24 protein-coding genes and 1 pseudogene are annotated in these 21500 nt (G+C 43.8%); 8 read left to right on the top strand and 17 right to left on the bottom strand.

The annotated features are described in order from the left end of the window. Position 1: 1 nt before the first annotated feature. The gene (gene typA, locus AOT13_RS08370; protein WP_042383358.1) at positions 2–1843 is read right to left on the bottom strand and encodes a translational GTPase TypA; all 1842 of its coding nucleotides are present in this window, start codon (positions 1841–1843) and stop codon (positions 2–4) included. Between the two features lie 121 nt (positions 1844–1964). On the opposite strand from typA, the gene AOT13_RS08365 reads away from it, so the two are divergent. Next, complete coding sequence (locus AOT13_RS08365) at positions 1965–2150, top strand: DUF5325 family protein (RefSeq protein ID WP_013401328.1); 186 nt, start codon at positions 1965–1967, stop codon at positions 2148–2150. Positions 2151–2179: 29 nt separating this feature from the next. Here the strand turns inward: AOT13_RS08365 and AOT13_RS08360 are convergent, their stop codons facing one another. From AOT13_RS08360 to AOT13_RS08345, 4 genes are all read right to left on the bottom strand, one after another. Continuing rightward, positions 2180–2974 carry an inositol monophosphatase family protein gene (locus tag AOT13_RS08360; protein ID WP_003252027.1) on the bottom strand — a complete coding sequence of 265 codons (795 nt, stop codon included), beginning with the start codon at positions 2972–2974 and terminating at the stop codon, positions 2180–2182. A 122-nt stretch (positions 2975–3096) separates the two neighbouring features. After that, positions 3097–3285, bottom strand: a complete 189-nt coding sequence (locus AOT13_RS08355; protein WP_035502235.1) for a hypothetical protein — start codon at positions 3283–3285, stop codon at positions 3097–3099. Positions 3286–3438: 153 nt separating this feature from the next. Then, positions 3439–3711, bottom strand: a complete 273-nt coding sequence (locus AOT13_RS08350) for a UPF0223 family protein (protein ID WP_003252028.1) — start codon at positions 3709–3711, stop codon at positions 3439–3441. Between the two features lie 17 nt (positions 3712–3728). Next, positions 3729–4688, bottom strand: coding sequence for an NAD(P)H-dependent flavin oxidoreductase (locus tag AOT13_RS08345; RefSeq protein ID WP_003252030.1), 960 nt, complete (start codon positions 4686–4688; stop codon positions 3729–3731). Between the two features lie 187 nt (positions 4689–4875). On the opposite strand from AOT13_RS08345, the gene AOT13_RS08340 reads away from it, so the two are divergent. Continuing rightward, positions 4876–6348 carry an aminotransferase class I/II-fold pyridoxal phosphate-dependent enzyme gene (locus AOT13_RS08340; protein WP_003252032.1) on the top strand — a complete coding sequence of 491 codons (1473 nt, stop codon included), beginning with the start codon at positions 4876–4878 and terminating at the stop codon, positions 6346–6348. 110 nt (positions 6349–6458) lie between these two features. On the opposite strand, the gene AOT13_RS08335 is transcribed toward AOT13_RS08340, so the two are convergent. Next, positions 6459–6584, bottom strand: a complete 126-nt coding sequence (locus AOT13_RS08335; RefSeq protein ID WP_013401331.1) for a GapA-binding peptide SR1P — start codon at positions 6582–6584, stop codon at positions 6459–6461. 246 nt (positions 6585–6830) lie between these two features. Between AOT13_RS08335 and AOT13_RS08330 the strand changes: the two genes are divergently transcribed. Then, positions 6831–7238, top strand: coding sequence for a DUF1885 family protein (locus AOT13_RS08330; protein ID WP_042383359.1), 408 nt, complete (start codon positions 6831–6833; stop codon positions 7236–7238). 28 nt (positions 7239–7266) lie between these two features. Here the strand turns inward: AOT13_RS08330 and AOT13_RS08325 are convergent, their stop codons facing one another. The 3 genes and pseudogenes from AOT13_RS08325 to AOT13_RS20480 form a co-directional block, all read right to left on the bottom strand. After that, complete coding sequence (locus AOT13_RS08325) at positions 7267–7506, bottom strand: hypothetical protein (RefSeq protein ID WP_042383360.1); 240 nt, start codon at positions 7504–7506, stop codon at positions 7267–7269. A 200-nt stretch (positions 7507–7706) separates the two neighbouring features. Continuing rightward, positions 7707–9243, bottom strand: a pseudogene (locus AOT13_RS08320) (IS1182 family transposase). Between the two features lie 218 nt (positions 9244–9461). Continuing rightward, positions 9462–9635, bottom strand: a complete 174-nt coding sequence (locus AOT13_RS20480; RefSeq protein ID WP_167542268.1) for a hypothetical protein — start codon at positions 9633–9635, stop codon at positions 9462–9464. A 140-nt stretch (positions 9636–9775) separates the two neighbouring features. Between AOT13_RS20480 and AOT13_RS08315 the strand changes: the two genes are divergently transcribed. Continuing rightward, positions 9776–10375 carry a hypothetical protein gene (locus AOT13_RS08315; RefSeq protein ID WP_003252038.1) on the top strand — a complete coding sequence of 200 codons (600 nt, stop codon included), beginning with the start codon at positions 9776–9778 and terminating at the stop codon, positions 10373–10375. 47 nt (positions 10376–10422) lie between these two features. Here the strand turns inward: AOT13_RS08315 and lpdA are convergent, their stop codons facing one another. The 5 genes from lpdA to AOT13_RS08290 all read right to left on the bottom strand — a co-directional run bounded on the left by lpdA (position 10423) and on the right by AOT13_RS08290 (position 16340). Then, positions 10423–11835, bottom strand: coding sequence for a dihydrolipoyl dehydrogenase (gene lpdA, locus AOT13_RS08310; RefSeq protein WP_003252039.1), 1413 nt, complete (start codon positions 11833–11835; stop codon positions 10423–10425). Between the two features lie 4 nt (positions 11836–11839). Next, positions 11840–13150, bottom strand: coding sequence for a dihydrolipoamide acetyltransferase family protein (locus AOT13_RS08305; protein WP_003252040.1), 1311 nt, complete (start codon positions 13148–13150; stop codon positions 11840–11842). 92 nt (positions 13151–13242) lie between these two features. Then, the gene (gene pdhB / locus AOT13_RS08300; protein ID WP_003252041.1) at positions 13243–14220 is read right to left on the bottom strand and encodes a pyruvate dehydrogenase complex E1 component subunit beta; all 978 of its coding nucleotides are present in this window, start codon (positions 14218–14220) and stop codon (positions 13243–13245) included. 3 nt (positions 14221–14223) lie between these two features. Next, positions 14224–15333 carry a pyruvate dehydrogenase (acetyl-transferring) E1 component subunit alpha gene (pdhA, locus tag AOT13_RS08295; protein WP_003252042.1) on the bottom strand — a complete coding sequence of 370 codons (1110 nt, stop codon included), beginning with the start codon at positions 15331–15333 and terminating at the stop codon, positions 14224–14226. A gap of 377 nt (positions 15334–15710) precedes the next feature. Further along, a complete protein-coding gene (locus AOT13_RS08290; RefSeq protein ID WP_013401335.1) occupies positions 15711–16340 on the bottom strand; it encodes a YkyA family protein in 630 nt (209 codons plus the stop codon). Between the two features lie 121 nt (positions 16341–16461). Between AOT13_RS08290 and def the strand changes: the two genes are divergently transcribed. Further along, positions 16462–17016, top strand: a complete 555-nt coding sequence (gene def, locus AOT13_RS08285; RefSeq protein WP_003252046.1) for a peptide deformylase — start codon at positions 16462–16464, stop codon at positions 17014–17016. A gap of 44 nt (positions 17017–17060) precedes the next feature. Here the strand turns inward: def and AOT13_RS08280 are convergent, their stop codons facing one another. After that, on the bottom strand, positions 17061–17837 hold the full coding sequence (locus AOT13_RS08280; protein WP_042384923.1) for a Cof-type HAD-IIB family hydrolase: 777 nt from the start codon (positions 17835–17837) through the stop codon (positions 17061–17063). Between the two features lie 188 nt (positions 17838–18025). Between AOT13_RS08280 and AOT13_RS20475 the strand changes: the two genes are divergently transcribed. The 3 genes from AOT13_RS20475 (at position 18026) to rnjA (ending at position 20202) form a co-directional block, all read left to right on the top strand. Beyond that, positions 18026–18163 carry a hypothetical protein gene (locus AOT13_RS20475; protein ID WP_167542267.1) on the top strand — a complete coding sequence of 46 codons (138 nt, stop codon included), beginning with the start codon at positions 18026–18028 and terminating at the stop codon, positions 18161–18163. A gap of 159 nt (positions 18164–18322) precedes the next feature. Beyond that, on the top strand, positions 18323–18532 hold the full coding sequence (locus AOT13_RS08275) for a DNA-dependent RNA polymerase subunit epsilon (RefSeq protein ID WP_013401337.1): 210 nt from the start codon (positions 18323–18325) through the stop codon (positions 18530–18532). Between the two features lie 2 nt (positions 18533–18534). After that, positions 18535–20202: a ribonuclease J1 gene (gene rnjA, locus AOT13_RS08270; RefSeq protein ID WP_042384926.1), complete on the top strand. Its 1668-nt coding sequence runs from the start codon at positions 18535–18537 to the stop codon at positions 20200–20202. 39 nt (positions 20203–20241) lie between these two features. Here the strand turns inward: rnjA and AOT13_RS08265 are convergent, their stop codons facing one another. Next, on the bottom strand, positions 20242–20910 hold the full coding sequence (locus AOT13_RS08265) for a potassium channel family protein (RefSeq protein WP_035502242.1): 669 nt from the start codon (positions 20908–20910) through the stop codon (positions 20242–20244). A gap of 105 nt (positions 20911–21015) precedes the next feature. After that, complete coding sequence (locus tag AOT13_RS08260) at positions 21016–21480, bottom strand: TlpA family protein disulfide reductase (RefSeq protein WP_003252053.1); 465 nt, start codon at positions 21478–21480, stop codon at positions 21016–21018. Positions 21481–21500: the final 20 nt, after the last annotated feature.

Below are 21500 nucleotides of genomic sequence, written 5' to 3'. Positions count from 1 at the left end.
CTTATTTCGCCTGCTTGGCGGCTTTCTTTTTCTTTTCCATTTTTTCTCTCTCGCTTTTATTCAATATTTTTTTGCGCAGGCGAATCGATTTTGGCGTTACTTCACAGTACTCATCATCATTTAAATATTCCAGCGCTTCTTCGAGCGTCAACAAGCGCGGCTTTTTCATCGTAACGGTTTGCTCTTTTGTCGAAGAGCGGATGTTCGTCATATGCTTTTCTCTGCAAATATTGACGACTAAATCATTTTCGCGATTGTGCTCGCCGACAATCATCCCTTCGTACACTTCAGTTCCAGGCTCGACAAAAATAGTGCCGCGGTCTTCAAGCTGCATAATGCCATACGCAGTCGCTTTCCCCGTTTCCATGGAAATCAATACTCCTTGGCGGCGGCCGCCTATTTGCCCGCTTTGCGCCGGCGCGTAATGATCAAATGAATGGTTTAAAATTCCATATCCGCGCGTTAATGACATAAACTCTGTCCGGTATCCGATTAAACCGCGCGAAGGCACCATAAAGACAAGGCGGACTTGCCCGTTTTCGTTATGGATCATATCCACTAACTCGCCTTTGCGCATGCCGATCGATTCCATAATCGCTCCTGTATATTCCTCAGGAATGTCGATGATTACTCGTTCCACTGGCTCACAACGCACGCCATCGATTTCTTTCATAATGACTTCCGGCTTGGACACTTGCAGCTCGTACCCTTCGCGCCGCATGTTTTCAATTAAGATCGACAAATGAAGCTCTCCCCGTCCGGAAACGATCCAAGCATCGGGAGAATCGGTATTTTCGACGCGCAAGCTGACGTCCGTCTCCAATTGTGTGCGCAAGCGTTCTTCCAGCTTTCTTGCCGTCACATATTTTCCTTCGCGGCCGGCGAACGGGCTGTTATTGACTAAAAACGTCATTTTCAACGTTGGCTCATCGATGCGGAGCGGCGGCAACGCTTCTTGATGATCAAGCGGACATACCGTTTCTCCAACGTTAATATCTTCCATTCCCGCTACCGCAACAATGTCTCCCGCCCCCGCTTCGGTGATTTCGATCCGCTTTAAGCCGATAAACCCAAATAATTTTGTCACACGAAACGTTTTGACAGAACCGTCTAGTTTCATAAGCGCCACTTGTTGCCCGACTTTCATCGTGCCGCGGAAGACGCGTCCGATCCCAATCCGTCCGAGATAGTCGTTATAATCAAGCAGCGCCACTTGAAATTGCAACGGTTCCTCCCGGTTGTCGACCGGCGCGGGAATATGCGTGATAATTGTTTCGAACAATGCCGTCATATCTGCTTCTTGTTTGTGGGGATCTAAACTTGCTGTTCCATGCAACGCCGATGTGTATACGACCGGAAACTCAAGCTGTTCTTCCGTTGCGCCCAATTCGATAAATAAATCGATGACTTCATCGACCACTTCCTCCGGCCGCGCAAACTCCCGGTCAATTTTATTGACAACGACAATCGGGGTAAGCTGCTGTTCAAGCGCCTTTTTCAGCACAAAGCGCGTCTGCGGCATGCAGCCTTCATACGCATCAACGACAAGCAAAACGCCGTCAACAAGCCGCATAATCCGCTCCACTTCCCCGCCGAAGTCAGCATGTCCTGGCGTATCTAAAATATTAATCCGCGTTCCTTTATAACGAATCGCTGTATTCTTCGCTAAAATGGTAATCCCGCGTTCTCTTTCCAAATCGTTTCGGTCCAATGCTCGTTCTTCCACATGTTCATTGGCGCGAAACGTTCCTGATTGGCGCAACAACTGGTCAACTAATGTCGTTTTGCCATGATCAACATGAGCGATAATCGCAATATTGCGAAGATCTTCTCTTCTTGTCAATGTCGGTCACTCCTAATGTGTTAAACTGCTCGTTTATTATATCATAAAAGAGGATAGAAAAGCGGCATGTTTTCGTGTAGACTAAAGAAAAACTGCTAAACAATAGAAAGAGGGGATTGGGATGAAGCAGTTTCAACCGGTATCATTTTTACTAGCTATATTTGCGGTAATCGCCATCATGGCCATCGGCATTTTTATTGCGGAACAAAGCATGGCCGGCATTATTGTTTCCATCGTCGCTTTGTTCGTCATTTGCGGAATCGGCTTTGCCCGGAAAAAACGAATGCGTGAAAAAGGAATGCTGTAAAAACGGGACACCTCACCATTGTCCCGTTTTTAACGTTGTATATATTTTTGCAAAATTTCTTCATGCAATCCCGGCTTGGAAACAAATACCGAGTTTTTCTTGAGCAAGTCAAGCGGCTCGCCGTATAAGTTCGTCACAATGCCGCCAGCTTCTTGAACAAGCACAAGTCCACCGGCGAAATCCCATGGCGACAGCCTCATCGTAATATACGCATCCAGGCGCCCCGCTGCAACATATGCCATTTCCAAAGCAGCCGAGCCGTATGAACGCGTCCCTCTCGCATCTTTTACAAGCGGAGCTAGCACTTTTGGATCAATCCGTTTATTTTCTGTTACCCATGTCGCATTTAAGGAAATAACCGCTTCTGCAACAGATACCGGTTCCAAGCGGGGCAGCGGCTTACCATTCAGAAAAGCGCCCGCGCCTTTTCGCGCCGCGTATAGCTCGTCATTCATGACATCGTATATATATCCGAGAATTCCCACGCCATTTTCAAAAACGCCAAGCGAAATGGCGAAGTTCCGTTTTTGATGAACAAAATTCATCGTGCCGTCAATCGGGTCAATAATCCAGACGACACCTTGAAGTGTTTTGACTGCATCGCCAAATCCTTCTTCGCCGAGCACGTGATGGCCGGGAAACGTGTTTCTTATTTTCTCAATAAAAAACCGCTCTATGTCGCGGTCCACGTTCGTCACTAAATCATTTCGGTGCGCTTTCGTTTCGATCGTTATCTTTTCCGCCAGTGCGGCGCGAATTTTTGTTCCCGCTTCTTTGATCCAATGCTGGGCATGCTCATCTATTTCTTTCCATTGTTCCTGCATATATTCATCCTCCTGACTTTGCAGCATATGTATAGCATAGAATAATTGAAATCGTTCGTAAAGAAAAAAGGAACTGTTCAAGAAAAAAACGAACCGTTGGATCTGGTTCGCATAATGCCCTGTTATGCTTGAAGGCGCATTAACTCTTGACGCAGCTTTTCAAGTCTCTGTTTACATTCGTTTTTCTTTTCCTCATTATTTTCCATCATCGCCTCATAAAGAGTCGCTAATTCATAATCTAATTCAAGGCGCAATACCGCTATCCGCTTATTCCCCTCCGCACGCTTCACCGCATTCATCGTCTTTTTCATGAGCGCAGGCACCCCTTTCCATATAATCCCCGAAAAGCCGCCAACACAAACACCCGAATTTTCTAATCTATTTTGTTTTATATTATATTATGTTGGAAAAGGGTGGGATGCAACCAATTTGCACGTCTACTTTCTTTCCTGCACAAGCGACATTTATCCCATTTTAATCCAGTCGCCATTTTCTGCCTCTTTTGCTTTTTTCATCGCCCGATACGGGGAATATCCGCTTGCTTGCTCAAACTCATCACACAATCTTTTTTCCTCGCTTTTGCTCGGAACAATTTCTTTAAAGCGGCGGTAAATATTCATCAGCTTTTCGCGTTCCATTCCTTTTTCATAAACCGTTTCAATCGCTTCAAAAAATTTAATGACATCAATAATTTCTTGCGTCGACCAGTCGTAAGAAAACGGATACGAATAATTCACCGCTGACACCTCCGCTGTTAGTTTGCCCATCTTTCCCGGATTTGTTCCGCTTCGCTAATGATTCGGGAAAACAATTCCGCCACCGTTGGCACGTCTTTAATCAATCCCATTACTTGCCCCGCCCATGCAAATCCTTCATTTGTTCTTCCTTCATAAATAAAGCGGCGGTTCGCTTCTCCGCTGATATATTCTTTTAGTTGTTCATACGTTCCCCCCTGCTTTTCTATCTCTAAAATTTTTTCCGTCCATTCATTGGCAATGGCGCGGCCAGGCGCCCCTAAACTTCGTTTAATCACGACGGTATCATGTTCTGAACCGTTCACAAGCATCTCTTTATAAATCGGATGGGCGTGGACGCACTCTTTTGTGGCAATAAATCGCGTTCCCATTTCAATTCCTTCCGCCCCAAGCGCTAGCGCCGCCATCAACCCGCGCCCATCGCCAATTCCTCCGGAAGCAATCACAGGAATAGAAACGGAGTCCACCACTTTTGGAATAAGAACAAACGTACCGGTATCATATTTTCCTAAATGGCCGCCCCCTTCTTGTCCGACGACCATGACGGCATCCGCGCCAAGTTCTTCCGCTTTTACGGCTTGGCGAACAGCGGCGACAAGCACGAGCTTTTTCACGTTGACACCTTTTAATTGTTCAAAAAACGGAGCAGGATTTCCGCCTGTGACAGAGACAACCGGCACCTCTTCTGCCAACGCCGCTTCCAGCATATGTTGAAAAGGGCGGCCATGCTGTCCGATGGCAAAATTAACCCCGAATGGCCGATCCGTTTTTTCTTTTACTTTCCGAATTTCTTCGCGCAATTGCTCAGGAGTTTCTAAAGACATGGCGGTAATTTGCCCCAATCCTCCGGCGTTAGAAACAGCCGCCGCTAAATCAGCGTATGCTAAGTATGCAAGCCCTCCTTGAATAATCGGATATGTAATGCCGAGCAGTTCCGTTACCCTTGTTTGCCAAATCATTTTCATCCCTCCTTTTCTTCATTTATTATGTTTCTTGTTGACATGCCGATTTTCCTCTTTTATTTTCAATCTATGTATAGTAAAAAATTTGCTATTCACGGATGATCGATGATGCTTTGCAAATAAAAAAATAAATGCTATAATTGCATTTGTTTTATTTTTATGCAAAAAGAGGTGTGAAAAAACGTTGTCACAGTTCGAAACACCATTATTTACTGGACTGTTGGAACATATGAAGAAACATCCGATCCAATTCCATATTCCTGGTCATAAAAAAGGAGCAGGGATGGACCCTGAATTTCGTGATTTTATCGGTGAAAATGCCTTATCGATTGATTTGATTAATATCGGCCCTCTCGATGATCTCCATCACCCAAAGGGGATTATCAAACGCGCCCAGGAACTGGCCGCAGAAGCGTTTGGGGCCGATTATACATTTTTCTCCGTCCAAGGGACAAGCGGTGCCATTATGGCGATGGTGATGTCGGTGGCTGGTCCTGGCGACAAAATTATCGTGCCGCGCAATGTCCATAAATCAGTTATGTCTGCCATTGTTTTTTCTGGCGCAACACCAATTTTCATTCATCCGGAAATCGATAAAGAACTTGGGATTTCACACGGGATTACGCCTGAATCAGTGGAAAAAGCGTTGAAGCAACATCCTGACGCAAAAGGAGTTCTCGTGATTAATCCGACTTATTTTGGCATCGCCGGTGATTTAAAGAAAATCGTCGAAATCTCCCACTCCTATCATGTTCCTGTTCTCGTTGACGAAGCGCACGGAGCCCACATTCATTTCCATGAAGATCTGCCGCTTTCCGCCATGCAAGCCGGAGCGGATATGTCGGCAACGAGCGTCCATAAACTTGGGGGATCTTTGACGCAAAGCTCTATTTTAAACGTGCGTGAAGGGCTCGTATCGGCAAAGCACGTACAAGCGATTTTAAGCATGTTAATGACCACATCTACTTCTTATTTGCTGTTGGCTTCCTTGGATGTGGCGCGCAAACGGCTCGCTACGCAAGGCCGGGAGCTCATTGAAAAAGCGATTCAACTCGCCGAAAAAGCACGGCGGCAAATCAATGAAATCCCTTATCTTTATTGTGTAGGAAAAGAAATTTTAGGAACAGAAGCCACCTATCATTACGATCCAACTAAACTGATCATCTCTGTCAAAGAACTTGGATTGACAGGATACGACGTTGAAAAATGGCTGCGGGAAATGTATAATATCGAAGTTGAATTGTCCGATTTATACAACATTTTATGCATTATCACACCTGGGGATACGGAGCGGGAAACAGATGCGCTTGTCCACGCGCTTCGCCATTTATCTGAACAATTTCGTCATCAAGCTGCAAGGGGGGCAAAGCCAAAAGTGCTGTTGCCGGACATCCCTGCTCTCGCGTTAACACCGCGCGACGCCTTTTATGCGGAAACGGAAGTTGTCCCATTTGAGAAATCGGTAGGACGGATTATCGCCGAATTTATTATGGTTTATCCTCCGGGAATTCCAATTTTTATTCCTGGGGAAATTATTACGCAAGAAAACTTGAATTATATTAAAAAGAATTTAGAAGTCGGCCTGCCTGTGCAAGGGCCGGAAGATGATACATTGCAAACATTGCGTGTCATCAAAGAGCATAAACCAATTCGCTAAAAAAGCGTAAGCAAGTCAGCTTACGCTTTTTTTCATAAAAAAATGGGCGAGCATGCGCCCCTTTCACATGCTCGCCGGTAAACCCCTTCCCCCATCGCTTGACCGTTTCTCTATTGTTCATCTTCTTTTGTGTCGCTGCAATCACATTTAGAACATTTTCCGTAAAGCGTTGTCACTTTTTCATCTTCAAAATGCGCAATTGTCGCATCGCATGTTTGACAAACAATTGTGCCCATCCCCAAAACTCCTTTATGATGATATATTTATCAGCTAATTTAATAATAATATATCACATTTATGGTGTCAACACTTAATTTGTATGTCATATTTAACATTTATTCCACTATAAAACGGAGATAATACTCGGCCAACGGTTTTTCTAAATCCGCATCCAGCTCTGATCGATGTGAAAAAATCAATAGCCTCTGTTGCACAAACGTGTTACAATAAATATCAAGATGTTAACGATAGAGGTGATGATATTGGCGGCGCACGCATACATCAAGCTTGTTTCGCCATCGGAAAAGAAAACGGTTACATTGAAAGAAGTAAAACAATTGTTTCAATATTACCAAGAGCTCATGAAAAAAACGGGGGAACAACTTGGCTGGGGATATCAACAAGCTGCATTCCCTTACCAACTGATAGAAAGCGATGAGGGAAAAGGAAAATGGTTTTATTTAAAAGGAGACGGGCACCGTTACCGGACGATCATCGTCGGCGTCGGATCGCATGAAACTGGTGAATCATTTGTGCAAATCACATTGCCAGATGAAGCAACACATGGAGATAAAGGGAAAGCAAATGAATTTTGCAAGTTTCTCGCCAAAAAATTAGAAGGGGAACTTCACTTATTTAGCGGCAGAATTATGTATTACTACAAGCGATAGCGGTTCCGCTATCACGTTTATTCCCCTACTATAGCGCCTCCCACACGAAATGCTGGCAAATAAAGTACATCGCCGCTGTCAGCGTCGTTGTCCACAGCGCTTTCCAGGTGCGCAAGCCGATTTTCCGGGCCAATAAAAACGCAATATATAAAAACACACAAAGCATCATTCCTTTGAAAAACAGGCGATCGCGTCCTGACAGCCATTCAATCAGTGAAAAACTGCTCCAAATGATCATTTGCAACAAAAACGCGACATATTCTTTCATCCGTCATCCCCCGCATCTTCTTTACCATAACAATATGAGCCACCAAAGGAAAATATTATCCATTCATTGGACAAGAAGACGAGTTTATAAAAAATAGAGGCTGTCCCAAAAGGTCGGTAAAACGACCTTTTGAGGACAGCCTCTGTTTCTTTTTCTTACCATTTGGTTATTTATTCCTTTTTCGAAGCAGGAATTTCTCCTTATCTCCGAATTTTATCCTGTTTTTTCCTTGTTGGATCGGTCGTGACCGCCCACTTTTTCAAATTGTGGGCAGCACAAATAAGCCCCCATTCTACGGTAATTTTTGGGAGTCCTCTTAACAAAAAGCGCTGGAATTGCTGGTTATGCTTGATTTGCCCAAACACCGGCTCGTTTTCGATTTGCCGTCTTCGATATGTCATCGCCCCTTCTTCCGTGGACAGCCGTTTCCGGATTTCTTGCCGTTGTTGTTGATTTTTCAAGGAAACGCGGATGGTTTTCGTGTCTTTGCCTTTGGCACATGCTGCTTGAAACGGGCATCCGGCACATGCTGTACAACGATACGTCCGTTTGACGATGACGTACCCGTTGCCGATCGTTTCCTTCCGTTTATACACAAACACCAGCCGTTCCCCTTTAGCGCAAATCCACTCATCCAATTCCTCATCGTACGTCATGTTCTCGATTCGGCCGATCTCTTTCGCCCACACTTTCGTTTGTTCCCGGTCCAATGTGTTGTACTTGATCAGTACGACGATCTGCTTTTTCTCGCAGTACGTGTAGTTCTCCTCACTCCCACAGGCGGAATCCGCAATCGCTCGTTTAGGCATGGGACGCCCATGGGCGGCCAATTGCTCCAAATGCGGAATGAAGCATCCGGCATCCCCCGCCCGTTGATGCACGCTAAATCCAGTGATGAATTGGTTCCCTGTCCCTATCTGCACATTATATCCCGGTTTGAGCTGGCCGTTTTTCATATGGTCGTCTTTCATCCGCATAAACGTCGCATCGGGGTCCGTTTTCGAAAAACTGTTTCGTTCGCCTAACACTTTTTTGTATTCTTCATATTTTTTCTTACGGGGGAGAATGTCTAATGTCTTGTTCCAATTGCTGTTTTGCTTTCTTTAACGTGCGATTCTTCGGCTCTTTCTTTAGATGTTCTTCCACTTGTTCGATCACGGCTTCGATCTTTTCAGACGTGATCGGTGAAGCTTCCAGCTTTTCTTGAAAATCTCCTTCTTGTTCCGACTCTTCATCCTCTTTTACCACCTGTTCGATCGAGGCTACGATTTTCCGGAATTTCTCCTCCAACTTCTGATCGTACTTTTCCGTTGATTTGCGCCAAACGAACGTGTATTTGTTGGCGTTGGTCTCGATTTTCGTTCCATCCAGAAAATAATCCTCTAGTTTGACCAACCTTTCTTGACGCAGAGGATCGACAATGGAGAAAAACGTTTCGTAAATGATATCCTTCATCCGTTCCGACCGAAATCGGTTGATGGTGCGGAAATCCGGTGTTTGATGGCCGGATAGCCACATAAAATAAATGTTTTCTTTCAATTGCTTGGCGATTTGGCGAGAGGAATAGATCCGATTGGCGTAGGCATACAGGATGACTTTCAATATCATTTTCGGATGATAGGCTGGGTGACCTCCGCCAGGATAGAGGGAAGCGAGCAGAGCTGGATCCATTTTTTCCACGGCTAGATCCACGATTCGGCAAAGATGATGTTTGGGAATGAGAATTTCAAGATCCATTGGCAAAATGAGTTGATCTCGGTTAATAAATGTACATAAGAAAACCGTCCTTTCTTGGTAGGGTTGTGGTGACTCTATTATACCAAAGAAGGAACGGTTTTCTTCTTTTTTGCCCAAAAAATTGTCCCAAAAGCGAACGCTATGCGAACACTTTTGGGACATCCTCTGTAATGGTCTGACAGTAAAATTTTTCTATTCAGAAAACACCAATAATCTTCTTAATTTTCTTTAGTGTAATACTTTATAAAACTTACAAATGAAATCAAAACTATTGCAATGACATTAGCCGTAACAGTAACCCGTTCATTCTCAACAAACACGTTAAACAACCAAACAAGAAAGAAAATGACCAACAAAATATCTTTATATTTTTGTTTAATTGTTTTTTTCATCCCACTCTTCCTTTCTTCAATTTATTATATCAATTAGAAAAATTTTGAAAATATTAATTAAAAATGTTGAAAAAAATTGATAAATTCTGATATTAAATATATAGAATTACTTTTTAACCAAATAAAGGGAGGTGATTCCAATGAACAAAACAAAAAGTTATTTATCGTTCCTCTTATCCTTTGTATTAGTTCTATCCACTTTGGGTGGTGCAGGAATTGCCCAAGCGCAAGCAGAAGAAAATTACGTGGAAGAGTGGATTGAAGAAGAATTGCCGGGATTAGATGATTACCAACAAACATTATCCATCATTGAGCAAATTCCTGAATCAGTTGTTTTAGAAGGAACTGATGCCATTATTAACTGGTACAAAGAAACTATTGATGACCCGGCTGTCCTGTCAGCAATAGAATATCAATACAACCAAACAAACCAAGGAGAATTCCGTATACAGGGAGTTATCGGATGTATTTCTGCTGTAGGAGTTGCGCTTGTCTCGTTAGCTTGGGCACCATCCAAAATTCTAAAAGTTAAGTCAGCATTAAAAGCTCTTGGAGGAACAGCAAAATTTGTCTCTACCGCTATCAATTACTATCAAAACTACAGAAAACTAAAGTATTCTCGGACTGTTGCTTGGGAACGAGCAGTGAATGCCGCCGCTTCTAATGTTGCCCCAGATTTAAAAGATGCTTTATTGAGTTTCTTTGGAATTGCTTCCATTGTTTCTGCTTGTACTGAATAGCTTACTAAAAGAGGATGTCTAAATTAGACATCCTCTATTTTGCCATTTTATTTACTAATAATATGGATTGGAGTGCCGAGGGCAACTTCCGCAGCTTCCATCGCTATTTCACCCAATGTTGGGTGAGCATGAATCGTCAAAGCGATATCCTCTGCGGTCATTCCGGCTTCGATCGCAAGACCAAGCTCTGCAATCATGTCAGAAGCGTTTGGACCAACAATTTGCGCTCCGATCACAACGCCGTCTTCTTTGCGGACGACAAGTTTCATAAAGCCGTCTGTATCATTCAACGAAAGGGCACGGCCGTTAGCAGCAAACGGGAATTTTGCCGTAACTACTTCTATGCCTTCGTCTTTCGCTTGTTGCTCAAAATAACCGACAGATGCGCATTCTGGATCTGAGAATACTACTGCCGGAAGAGCTAAATAATCAATTTCAGACGGTTTTCCGGCAATCGCTTCTGCAGCGATTTTTCCTTCATATGACGCTTTGTGCGCAAGCGGCGGACCTTGGACGACATCCCCGATCGCGTAAATGTTCGGAACGCTTGTGCGGCATTGTTTGTCAATTTCAATTAAACCGCGGTCTGTCAATTTGATGCCGATTTGTTCCAAGCCGAGCTCATCCGTGTTCGGGCGGCGTCCGACCGTCACAAGCACATAGTCTGCGTCAATCGTTTTTGTTTCGCCTTTTACTTCAAAAGTTACCGTTACGCCGTCTTCGCGCTCCTCGACGCCTTTCGCAAGAGCGTTAGTGAAGATTTCTACCCCTTTTTTCTTTAAGCGGCGTTTGACAATCGCCGTCATTTGTTTTTCAAAGCCAGATAAGATTTCATCTGCCCCTTCGATGATCGTTACTTTTGTTCCAAAGTTTGCATATGCTGTTCCTAATTCTGTTCCGATATAACCGCCGCCGATCACGACAAGCGATTTTGGAACTTCCTGCAGACTGAGCGCGCCTGTGGAATCAAGCACGCGATTGGAAAATTTAAAGCCAGGAAGTTCGATCGGGCGAGAGCCTGTTGCAATAATCGCGTTTTTAAACGTATATGTTTGCGCGCTATCTCCATTGACGACGCGCACTGTATTTGCATCAACAAAATACGCTTCACCGCGAACGATTTCGACTTTGTTTCCTTTTAGCAATCCTTCTACGCCGCTTGTCAGTTTTTTCACAACGCTTGCTTTCCATTGTTGTACTTTCGAAAAGTCAACGGTTACGTTTTCTGCTTTAATTCCGATATCTTCCGAATGTTTCGCTTCAACATAGCGATGGCTTGCGGAAATAAGCGCTTTGGACGGAATGCATCCGACATTTAAGCACACGCCGCCAAGATTCCCTTTTTCCACAATCGTTACTTTTTGCCCTAATTGCGCAGCGCGAATCGCTGCCACATAACCGCCAGGACCTGCTCCAACAACGAGTGTTTCTGTTTCAATTGCAAAATCACCGACTACCATTGCTTTACGCCTCCATTAATAATAATTCTGGGTCATTTAATAAACGTTTAATGTGATTTAACGCCTTTTGCGCTGTCGCACCGTCAATCATGCGGTGGTCAAAGCTTAATGATAACGCTAATACTGGAGCAACAACTATTTCGCCATCGCGAACAATTGGTTTTTCAGAAATGCGGCCGATGCCAAGAATCGCCACTTCCGGATGATTAATGACCGGAGTAAACCATTGACCGCCGGCAGAGCCGATATTTGTTATCGTGCAAGAAGCACCTTTCATTTCATTTGGAGTCAGCTTGCCTTCCCGTGCTTTTGTCGCCAGTTCGTTAATTTCTTTGGCAAGCGCAAAGATTGGTTTGCGGTCAGCATGTTTAATAACAGGAACAAGCAACCCCCTGTCTGTATCGGCAGCGATGCCAATGTTGTAGTAATGTTTGTAAATCACTTCTTCTGTTTCATCGTCAATCGATGTGTTTAAAACCGGGAACTCACGCAACGCCGATGTTAATGCTTTTACGACATACGGCAAGAACGTAAGCTTGATCCCTTTTTCCGCCGCAACTTCTTTGAACTTCTTGCGATGCGCCACAAGTTTTGTTACATCCACTTCGTCCATTAATGTAACGTGCGGAGCGGTATGTTTCGAATTGACCATCGCCTTGGCAATCGCACGGCGAATGCCGCTCATTTTTTCGCGGGTTTCTGGGAATTCGCCTTCAAGCACAACTGGTTGTTGCGCTGCAGAAGCTGCTGCCGCTTTTTCTTCCTGCGCAGCTGGCGCTTCCTGTTTCTGTGCTGCTGCAGAACCGCCGGCAAGGAACGCGTCGATATCGCTTTTTAGCACACGGCCATTTTTTCCTGTCCCTTGAACAAGACGGATATCTACCCCTTTTTCACGGGCATATTTGCGCACGGAAGGCATTGCGATCACGCGGCGATTCGGATCGACTTCTGTTTGTTTCGATGGCGCTTCTTGCGGAGCTTCCGCAACTCCATCTTCTTTTTTCGACACTTCTTGCGCATTTTCCTTCTCTTTCGGTTCATCTTGTTCTTGCCCTTTAAACGTCATATTCTCATATCCAGGCGCATCTAATGTGATTAATGTTTGGCCAACCGTTGCAACTGTTCCTTCTTCAACTAAGATTTCTAATACTTTTCCTTTTACAGGGGACGGAATTTCAACAACCGCTTTATCATTTTGCACTTCACATAGCACATCGTCTTCGTTCACTTCATCGCCAGGTTTGACAAACCATTTGACGATTTCCCCTTCATGAATACCTTCACCAATATCCGGCAACTTAAATTCAAATGCCACTGCTTGTCGACCTCCTATTGTCTTTTTCAATTTCAAAAAGAATGGGGAAAGAGGAAGGAGGTGGTAAAATCCCCTCCTCTTCCTATAACCGTTTAGAAGTTAATGACTTTTTTCGCTGTTTCAATGACATCTTTGAAGTTAGGCAACCATACAGATTCCGCTTGCGCGAACGGATATACCGTATCCGGAGCAGTAACGCGCAATACCGGAGCTTCCAAGCTTAAAATGGCACGTTCGTTAATTTCCGCAACAACGTTTGCGGCAATTCCTGCTTGTCTTTGCGCTTCTTGCACAACGATCGCGCGCCCTGTTTTTTCAACAGAACCGATAATCGTCTCAATATCTAACGGTTGAACGGTACGCAAGTCAACGACTTCGGCAGAAATTCCTTCTTTTTCTAATTCCGCCGCCGCTTTTAACGATTCATGCACCATTGCGCCATAAGCGATAATCGTGATATCTTTTCCTTCCCGTTTAATATCTGCTTTACCGATTGGAATTGTATATTCTCCTTCTGGCACTTCTTGGCGGAACGAACGGTACAATTTTAAGTGCTCTAGGAAAATAACAGGATCATTGTCACGGATCGCAGAAATAAGCAACCCTTTCGCATCATATGGTGTGGACGGAATAACCACTTTTAATCCAGGCTGCTGTGCAACTAACCCTTCTAAGCTGTCAGAGTGCAATTCTGGTGTATGCACACCACCGCCAAATGGTGAACGAATCGTTATCGGAACATTATAGCGCCCGCCAGTGCGGTAGCGGATACGCGCCATTTGTCCGCAAATAGCATCCATTACTTCATATACAAAACCAAAAAACTGAATTTCAGGAACAGGACGGAACCCTTGAAGCGCTAACCCGATGGCGAGACCGCCGATTCCCGACTCAGCAAGAGGGGTGTCGAATACGCGATCTTCCCCAAATTCCGCCTGCAATCCTTCCGTTGCCCGGAATACGCCGCCGTTAACGCCAACGTCTTCCCCAAATATTAATACATTTGGGTCATTTTTCAATTCGATGCGCAACGCATCCGTGATTGCTTGAATCATTGTCATTTGCGCCATGGCTTACTTCGACTCCTTCTCTTTATAAATTTCATACTGTTCTTTTAAGTTAAATGGCAGCTCTTCAAACATGATGCTGATCAAATCGGTTACTTTTTGTTTTGGCGTTTCGTCTGCTTTTTTAATCGCCTCTTTAATATCTTCTTTTGCTTGTTCAATCACTTTGTTTTCTTCTTCTTCGCTCCATAATCCTTTGTTTTCTAAAAACTTGCGGAAACGGACAAGCGGATCTTTTTTCTCCCATTCATTTTCCAATTCTTTCGTGCGATAACGAGTCGGATCGTCTCCTGACATCGTATGCGGGCCGTAGCGGAAGCACAATGTTTCAATCAGCGTCGGTCCTTCGCCGTTGACCGCGCGCTCGCGTGCTGCACGCACTGCCGCATATACCGCCAGCGGGTCCATACCGTCGACTTGGATGCCAGGAATTCCCGCTGCCACTGCTTTTTGTGCAAGCGTTTTAGCTATCGTTTGTTTTTCTACTGGAGTGGAAATAGCAAAACGGTTGTTTTGAACAACGAAAATCGCCGGTGCTTTAAACGCGCCCGCAAAGTTGATTCCTTCGTAAAAATCGCCTTGCGAGGTGCCGCCATCACCTGTATATGTAATTGCCACCGCTTTTTTGCCGCGTTTTTTCAAACCTAAAGCAACGCCTGCTGCTTGAATGTATTGGGCACCGATAATAATTTGCGGAGGCAATACATTGACGCCTTCAGGAATTTGGTTGCCGTGGAAGTGGCCGCGTGAGAATAAAAACGCTTGATAAAGCGGAAGCCCGTGCCAAATAATTTGCGGAACATCACGGTATCCAGGTAAAATGAAATCCTCTTTTTCCAACGCGAAGTGGCTGGCAATTTGGCTTGCCTCTTGCCCCGCCGTTGGCGCATAAAAGCCTAAACGGCCCTGACGGTTCAACGAAATGGAACGTTGGTCAAGGACACGCGTATATACCATCCGGCGCATCAATTCTTTTAATTGATCATCGCTTAAATCCGGCATTGCCGCTTCGTTAACAACTTCTCCTTCTTCGTTTAAAATTTGAAACGTCGGAAATTGCTCAGCAACTTTGTCAAGCTGTTTCTGGAAATCAAATCTGGATGTTTTCGCACCCATTCTATTCACCTCTACCTTTCATAATTTAAAATAAAGAGCGATTCGTAAACATGATGCACACAGCATTAATTTACCCAAAATCTTAATAAAAAACAGCAGCCCTTATTTCCACGGTGCAAATGAAAAAAAAGCGTTACAAGATCTGTATCAATTATTCAGCTGATTCGATTAATACAACTCTCATCTTCACTTTTAAGTTTACACTTTCTTTCCTTATGCGTCAATTACTTTGATTCAACGTTATTTTTTTATAATATGTGAATTTTTTATCAAAACTGTTATAGTACATTAATTAAAACCTGTATTACACCTGTTTCATATTCGCGGATAAGAAAAAGAGGCTACAAAAAATATAGCCTCTTGGTGCCGAAAACACTTTATTTCCATATAATATGAGATAATCGCTTCATCTCTTTATTGTATTTTTCCGTATCTTCGTTCAACCGCTGGTTAGCGGCAATGAGTTTTTTATATTGTTCATTCACGCGCTCAATTTGCCGCTGCAGCTGTTTGGGCGTCGTATGCCTATTTTGCAGCAAAAGATAGAGATCTTTTTCCAACGATAACATTTCTTTATAATGAAGATATAGATCGTCATACGTTTCATAGCGCTTTTTTTCGATGTCGACTAGACGGACTGCTTGTCTTTTTATATTTTCATCATGAAGCTGGCTCACTTTCTTCTTGACGGCATTGATCTCCCGCTTTGCCGACTGAATTGCTTTATGTTCTTTTTCCACCTGTTTGTCCCGTTCTTCTACCAGTTCCAGCGATTCTTTCGACAATTGCTCCACTTTTGCAAACTGTTTCATTCCGTACGACATCATTTGATCGTATAATTTGTTTTGTTTTTGTTCTAATTCATTCAGTTTTTTCTGTTGCTCTGCCGCATTTTGTTCATATGCAGCAATCTTTTTCAGCGCAGACAAAACATCTTGTTCGGCGGTAAGTTTATCGCAACCGCCAAGCAAAAGCAAAAACGCCGTCAACCAGATAAACCGCTGCATTGCTTTTCACAACCTTCTTCCTTTCTTTTAAGCACATTCCGTTTTCATTTTAGTTTACGGGCAAAACAAATTTTTGTTAGACTTAATTCAGACACCAACGTCGTACAGGGAGTGAAAAATGATGATTACCATGAAAGATATTATTAAAGAAGGGCATCCAACTTTAAGAAAAGTGGCTGAGCCGGTTTCTCTTCCTCCATCAGAAGAAGATAAACAAATTTTGCAAAGCCTGCTTGATTACGTAAAAATGAGCCAAGACCCTGAGATTGCCGAAAAATACGGATTGCGCCCGGGAATCGGGCTGGCAGCTCCGCAAATTAATGTATCGAAACGAATGATCGCCGTTCATGTCACTGATGAAAAAGGCACTTTATATAGTTATGCATTATTTAATCCAAAAATTGTGAGCCATTCTGTCCAGCAATGCTATTTAACAAGCGGGGAAGGATGCCTATCCGTCGACCGCAATGTTCCGGGATACGTACCGCGCTATGCCCGCATCACCGTAACAGGGACAACGATTGACGGCGAAGAAGTCACGCTGCGTCTAAAAGGGCTGCCTGCCATCGTATTTCAGCATGAAATTGACCATTTAAACGGCATTATGTTTTATGACCATATCGATCCGAAAAACCCGTTTAAAGTGCCTGACAACGCGATCCCTATCGAGCGTTAAATGAAAAGAAGGGCTATACCCCCTGCACCGGGATATGCCCTTTTTTATTTAATTAATTCGAGCTGTTTTAATCCGTACAATATCCCCTCCTCCCCGACCGGCTTTGTGACGAAATCAGCCACTTTTTTGACTTCTTCCCGCGCGTTTCCCATGGCAACGCCAGTTCCAACAAATTTCAACATTTCGATATCATTTAACCCATCGCCAAACGCGTACACATTTTCTTTCGCAATGCCGATTTTTTCAATCATCCGTTGAATTCCTTCCGCTTTCGAACCTCCTGTTGGCAATACATCGGTTGACACGTTATGCCAACGGACAAAACGAAATTCCGGAAATGCCTTCACATACATTTGCTCTTCTTCCGCCTTGCAAAACAGAAGCGCTTGGTAAATATCTTCATTTTCGTAATAAAGCGGATCAAACGGAGGATGGGAAAATTTTAAACTTTCCATGCTGGTATGAATATATGGATGATCCTCCATGCTCGCTCTCGCTTCATTCACATTCATAAAAACGAGCGGATGGCCATGTTGGTGCGCTGCTTCCTTTAATTCATGCAGTCTTTGGCGATGAAGCGGATGTTTATAAATGACGTTCCCTTCAAATACTACGTATTGGCCGTTGAAACTGACAAACGAATCAATTCCTAACTGTTGGAGCAAATTAGAAAACATAAACGGCGCTCTGCCAGTTGCGATTGCAACATAAACGCCAGCTTTTTTCAATTCTTGAACGGCTCTCACCGTCGAAGAAGGAAGCTTTTTTTCTTCATCAAGCAATGTTCCATCAATGTCAAAAAATATAATTTTCTTTTCCACGGTCTTCTTCCCCTCGCATTTTTCTTCATCCTTAACCGTACTGAAAAAAGCAGAAAATGTCAATTCATTACTGGCCTTATCCTTATCCACTTTTATCCATGAAAAACAAGCCTCCGCTTACATATAATATAATATAGGAAGAACATTTACTTTCGCTAAGAAATGAGTACAATAGGAATTAAGGAGTGATGAAAAATGTTGAAAAAGCTGAAAAAAAAGCTGCTTCAACAATGGAAAGATCTGCTCCGGAAAAAATCGATTGCCTAAACCGCTACAATAAACGCCCTTCCATCACGAAGGGCTCCTTTCTGAAAACCAGCAAATAAAAAAAGCAAAATTCGTCAAAGATAGTAAAAGCGAGCGTTTTCCCTCTATATTTTTCCCGCAACATTGGATATGATGATGAAAATGCATGAAAACTATCGCTATTTTTATATATAATAAAAAAGTTAAAGAAACCATTGTTTATAAGGAGAGATTTTCGAATGATTTTCAAAGTGTTTTACCAAGAAAACCCTGATGAAGTGCCTGTGAGAGAAAAAACAAAAACGCTATATATTGAAGCGGAATCGGAACGGGAAGTACGCCAAAAACTGCAAGGACGCACCATGAATATCGAATACATTCAGCCGCTTAAGGGTGCTCACTTAGAATATGAAAAGAAAAATCCAGATTTTAAAGTATTGGAGATTTGAATATGAAGTTTTTAAATGATCATCAAGTTGGCGTATTTGCCCTCGGCGGATTGGGAGAAATCGGGAAAAATACATATGGCGTGCAATTTCAAGATGAAATTATTGTAATCGACGCCGGAATTAAATTCCCTGAAGATGAGTTGCTCGGAATTGATTACGTCATTCCCGATTACACGTATTTAGTCAAAAATGCGGAAAAAGTAAAAGGATTGTTTATTACTCACGGGCATGAAGACCATATCGGTGGAATTCCATACTTGCTAAAGCAAATAAATATTCCAATCTACGGCGGAAAATTAGCGTTAGGGCTTATCCGCAACAAGCTGGAGGAGCACGGGCTTCTTCGGCAAGCGAAACTGATTGAAATTCGCGAAGACGATGTCATCCGCTTCCGAAAAACAGCGGTGACATTTTTCCGGACGACGCACAGCATTCCTGACAGTTACGGAATTGTTGTGAAAACTCCTGTAGGACAAATCGTTCATACGGGAGATTTCAAATTTGACTTCACTCCTGTCGGTGAGCCGGCAAACTTAACAAAAATGGCGGAAATCGGCAAAGAAGGTGTCCTTTGTTTGCTTTCCGACAGCACAAATAGTGAAATCCCGCACTTCACCATGTCCGAGCGCCGCGTCGGCGAAAGCATTCATGACATTTTCCGGAAAGTGCAAGGACGGATTATTTTTGCGACATTTGCTTCCAATATCCATCGGCTACAGCAAGTAACGGAAGCGGCTGTAATGAATAACCGGAAAATCGCTGTATTTGGAAGAAGCATGGAAGCAGCCATTGAAATCGGACAAGAGCTCGGTTACATTAGATGTCCTAAAGATACTTTTGTGGATGCCAATGAAATCAACCGCCTTCCTGCCAACCGCGTGACGATTTTATGTACTGGCAGCCAAGGCGAGCCGATGGCGGCGCTGTCGCGCATTGCCAACGGCACCCACCGGCAAATTCAAATTATCCCTGGCGACACCGTCGTCTTTTCTTCATCGCCGATTCCGGGCAATACGGTAAGCGTTAATCGGACGATTAATATGCTTTACCGCGCCGGCGCTGAAGTCATTCATGGCCCGCTGAACGATATTCACACATCCGGGCATGGCGGGCAAGAAGAGCAGAAGCTGATGATCCGCTTGATGAAACCGAAATATTTTATGCCGATTCACGGAGAGTACCGCATGCAAAAAATGCACGCGAAGCTCGCGATAGATTGCGGAGTGCCGGAGGAAAATTGTTTTATCATGGATAACGGTGAAGTGCTTGGCCTCAGCGAAAACGACGCCCACATCGTCGGCAAAATCCCGTCCGGCTCTGTTTATATTGACGGCAGCGGTGTCGGCGACATCGGTAACATCGTCTTGCGCGACCGCCGCATTTTGTCAGAGGAAGGGCTTGTCATCGTCGTTGTCAGCATCAATATGAAAGATTTCAAAATCGCGGCCGGCCCGGATATTATTTCGCGCGGGTTTGTGTATATGCGCGAATCCGGTGATTTAATCAGCGACGCACAAGCGCTCATTACGAAACACCTTGAAAAAGTGCTCGAACGCAAAACAAACCAGTGGTCGGAAATAAAAAATGAAATTACCGATACGCTTGCTCCGTTTTTATATGAAAAAACGAAGCGGAGACCGATGATTTTACCAATTATTATGGAAATATAAATAAAAAAACAGCTGTTCCGTGCTTCGGAATAGCTGTTTTTATTTGCTTACCGCTTTTTCTTCAAAACGATCGATATCCTCATCCGCACCGATCACGACTAAAATGTCGCCCTTGCGAATAATTTCAGATGCCAACGGCGATACAATCACATCCGCGCCACGTTTAATGGCAACAATGTTAATCCCATAGCGGGCGCGGATATCAAGCTCCAACAGCGAATGTCCGTCTAACCGCTCGCTTGCCACAATTTCGACGATGCTATGCTTATCCGACAGCTCCAGATAATCAAGCACATTGCTAGAAAGCAAATTATTGGCGATTCGTTCGCCCATGTCCCGCTCTGGGTGAACAATTTGATCAGCGCCGATTTTTTGCAACACTTTTTCATGATAATCATTCGTTGCTTTAACGGTAATATGTTGAACGCCTAATTCTTTTAAAATTAATGTCGTTAAAATGCTTGCTTGAATATTATCGCCGATCGCAACAATCACATGGTCAAAATTGCGGATTCCTAAACTTTTTAACACGTTTTCGTCCGTTGCGTCCCCAACAACCGCATAAGAGGCGATCGAAGCGAATTCATTCACGCGGTCTTCATCGATATCGATTGCCAGCACTTCCATTCCTTGTTCGCTCAGCGTGCGGCAAATGCTTCCGCCAAAACGGCCAAGGCCGATCACAGCATATTGTTTCTTCACATTCATTCCTCCAATGGCAATATCCGCTTATTTTCTCTTTTCATTGTAATATTTTATCAAAAAAACGCAAAGAAAAAAGGAACGAAACTGCATTCGTTCCTCTTGCTCCTGTTATTGTTGTTGCTGCGCGTTTTCGTTTTCTTCCAACACGCGGTTCACACGCTTTTCCAACATTTTCATGCCGCTTCCGCCAGCTTGGAAGTGGCGAAGCTTTCCTTCAGCATCAAATACATAATAAGCCGGAACATATTGATTTTCAAACGCGTCAGTAATTTTATGCTCATTATCGACTAAAATCGGCTGCGTAATGCCGTGTTCTTCCGCTACTTTTTTGACAAGCTCTATGTCTAAATCGTTTTCCGAACGCGGCATATGAACAGAAACAACATTTAGCTTATCTTTATAGCGGTCACGGAATTCATTGACTTGCGGCATCGCTTCTTTGCACAAGTGGCAGCTTACCGACCAAAAATGGATTAACGTTGGCTTGTCGCCGATCAATTGCTCTCTTGTCACTTCACCGTTTAACGTTGCAGTAGCCCCCGTTAATTCCGGCATTGGTTCACGCAATTTCATATTCATCCCTCCATTGTTAA

It is taken from the genome of Parageobacillus thermoglucosidasius, from assembly GCF_001295365.1.
Classification (GTDB): domain Bacteria; phylum Bacillota; class Bacilli; order Bacillales; family Anoxybacillaceae; genus Parageobacillus; species Parageobacillus thermoglucosidasius.
Note: the sequence above shows the minus strand (reverse complement) of the source record. Positions and strands in the feature narration are given on the sequence as shown.

Coding starts and splice junctions, on each gene's coding strand:
- AOT13_RS08360 (WP_003252027.1), bottom strand. CDS start 2,974: ATGCAGGAACAATGGAAAGAAATAGATGAGCATGCCCAGCATTGGATC.
- pdhA (WP_003252042.1), bottom strand. CDS start 15,333: ATGGGTGCGAAAACATCCAGATTTGATTTCCAGAAACAGCTTGACAAA.
- AOT13_RS08315 (WP_003252038.1), top strand. CDS start 9,776: ATGAACAAAACAAAAAGTTATTTATCGTTCCTCTTATCCTTTGTATTA.
- AOT13_RS08265 (WP_035502242.1), bottom strand. CDS start 20,910: ATGAATGTGAAGAAACAATATGCTGTGATCGGCCTTGGCCGTTTTGGC.
- AOT13_RS08365 (WP_013401328.1), top strand. CDS start 1,965: ATGAAGCAGTTTCAACCGGTATCATTTTTACTAGCTATATTTGCGGTA.
- rnjA (WP_042384926.1), top strand. CDS start 18,535: ATGAAGTTTTTAAATGATCATCAAGTTGGCGTATTTGCCCTCGGCGGA.
- def (WP_003252046.1), top strand. CDS start 16,462: ATGATTACCATGAAAGATATTATTAAAGAAGGGCATCCAACTTTAAGA.
- AOT13_RS08260 (WP_003252053.1), bottom strand. CDS start 21,480: ATGAAATTGCGTGAACCAATGCCGGAATTAACGGGGGCTACTGCAACG.
- AOT13_RS20475 (WP_167542267.1), top strand. CDS start 18,026: ATGAAAAATGTTGAAAAAGCTGAAAAAAAAGCTGCTTCAACAATGGAA.
- AOT13_RS08290 (WP_013401335.1), bottom strand. CDS start 16,340: ATGCAGCGGTTTATCTGGTTGACGGCGTTTTTGCTTTTGCTTGGCGGT.
- AOT13_RS08275 (WP_013401337.1), top strand. CDS start 18,323: ATGATTTTCAAAGTGTTTTACCAAGAAAACCCTGATGAAGTGCCTGTG.
- AOT13_RS08325 (WP_042383360.1), bottom strand. CDS start 7,506: ATGAAAGAATATGTCGCGTTTTTGTTGCAAATGATCATTTGGAGCAGT.
- pdhB (WP_003252041.1), bottom strand. CDS start 14,220: ATGGCGCAAATGACAATGATTCAAGCAATCACGGATGCGTTGCGCATC.
- AOT13_RS08355 (WP_035502235.1), bottom strand. CDS start 3,285: ATGAAAAAGACGATGAATGCGGTGAAGCGTGCGGAGGGGAATAAGCGG.
- AOT13_RS20480 (WP_167542268.1), bottom strand. CDS start 9,635: ATGAAAAAAACAATTAAACAAAAATATAAAGATATTTTGTTGGTCATT.
- AOT13_RS08345 (WP_003252030.1), bottom strand. CDS start 4,688: ATGATTTGGCAAACAAGGGTAACGGAACTGCTCGGCATTACATATCCG.
- AOT13_RS08335 (WP_013401331.1), bottom strand. CDS start 6,584: ATGGGCACAATTGTTTGTCAAACATGCGATGCGACAATTGCGCATTTT.
- lpdA (WP_003252039.1), bottom strand. CDS start 11,835: ATGGTAGTCGGTGATTTTGCAATTGAAACAGAAACACTCGTTGTTGGA.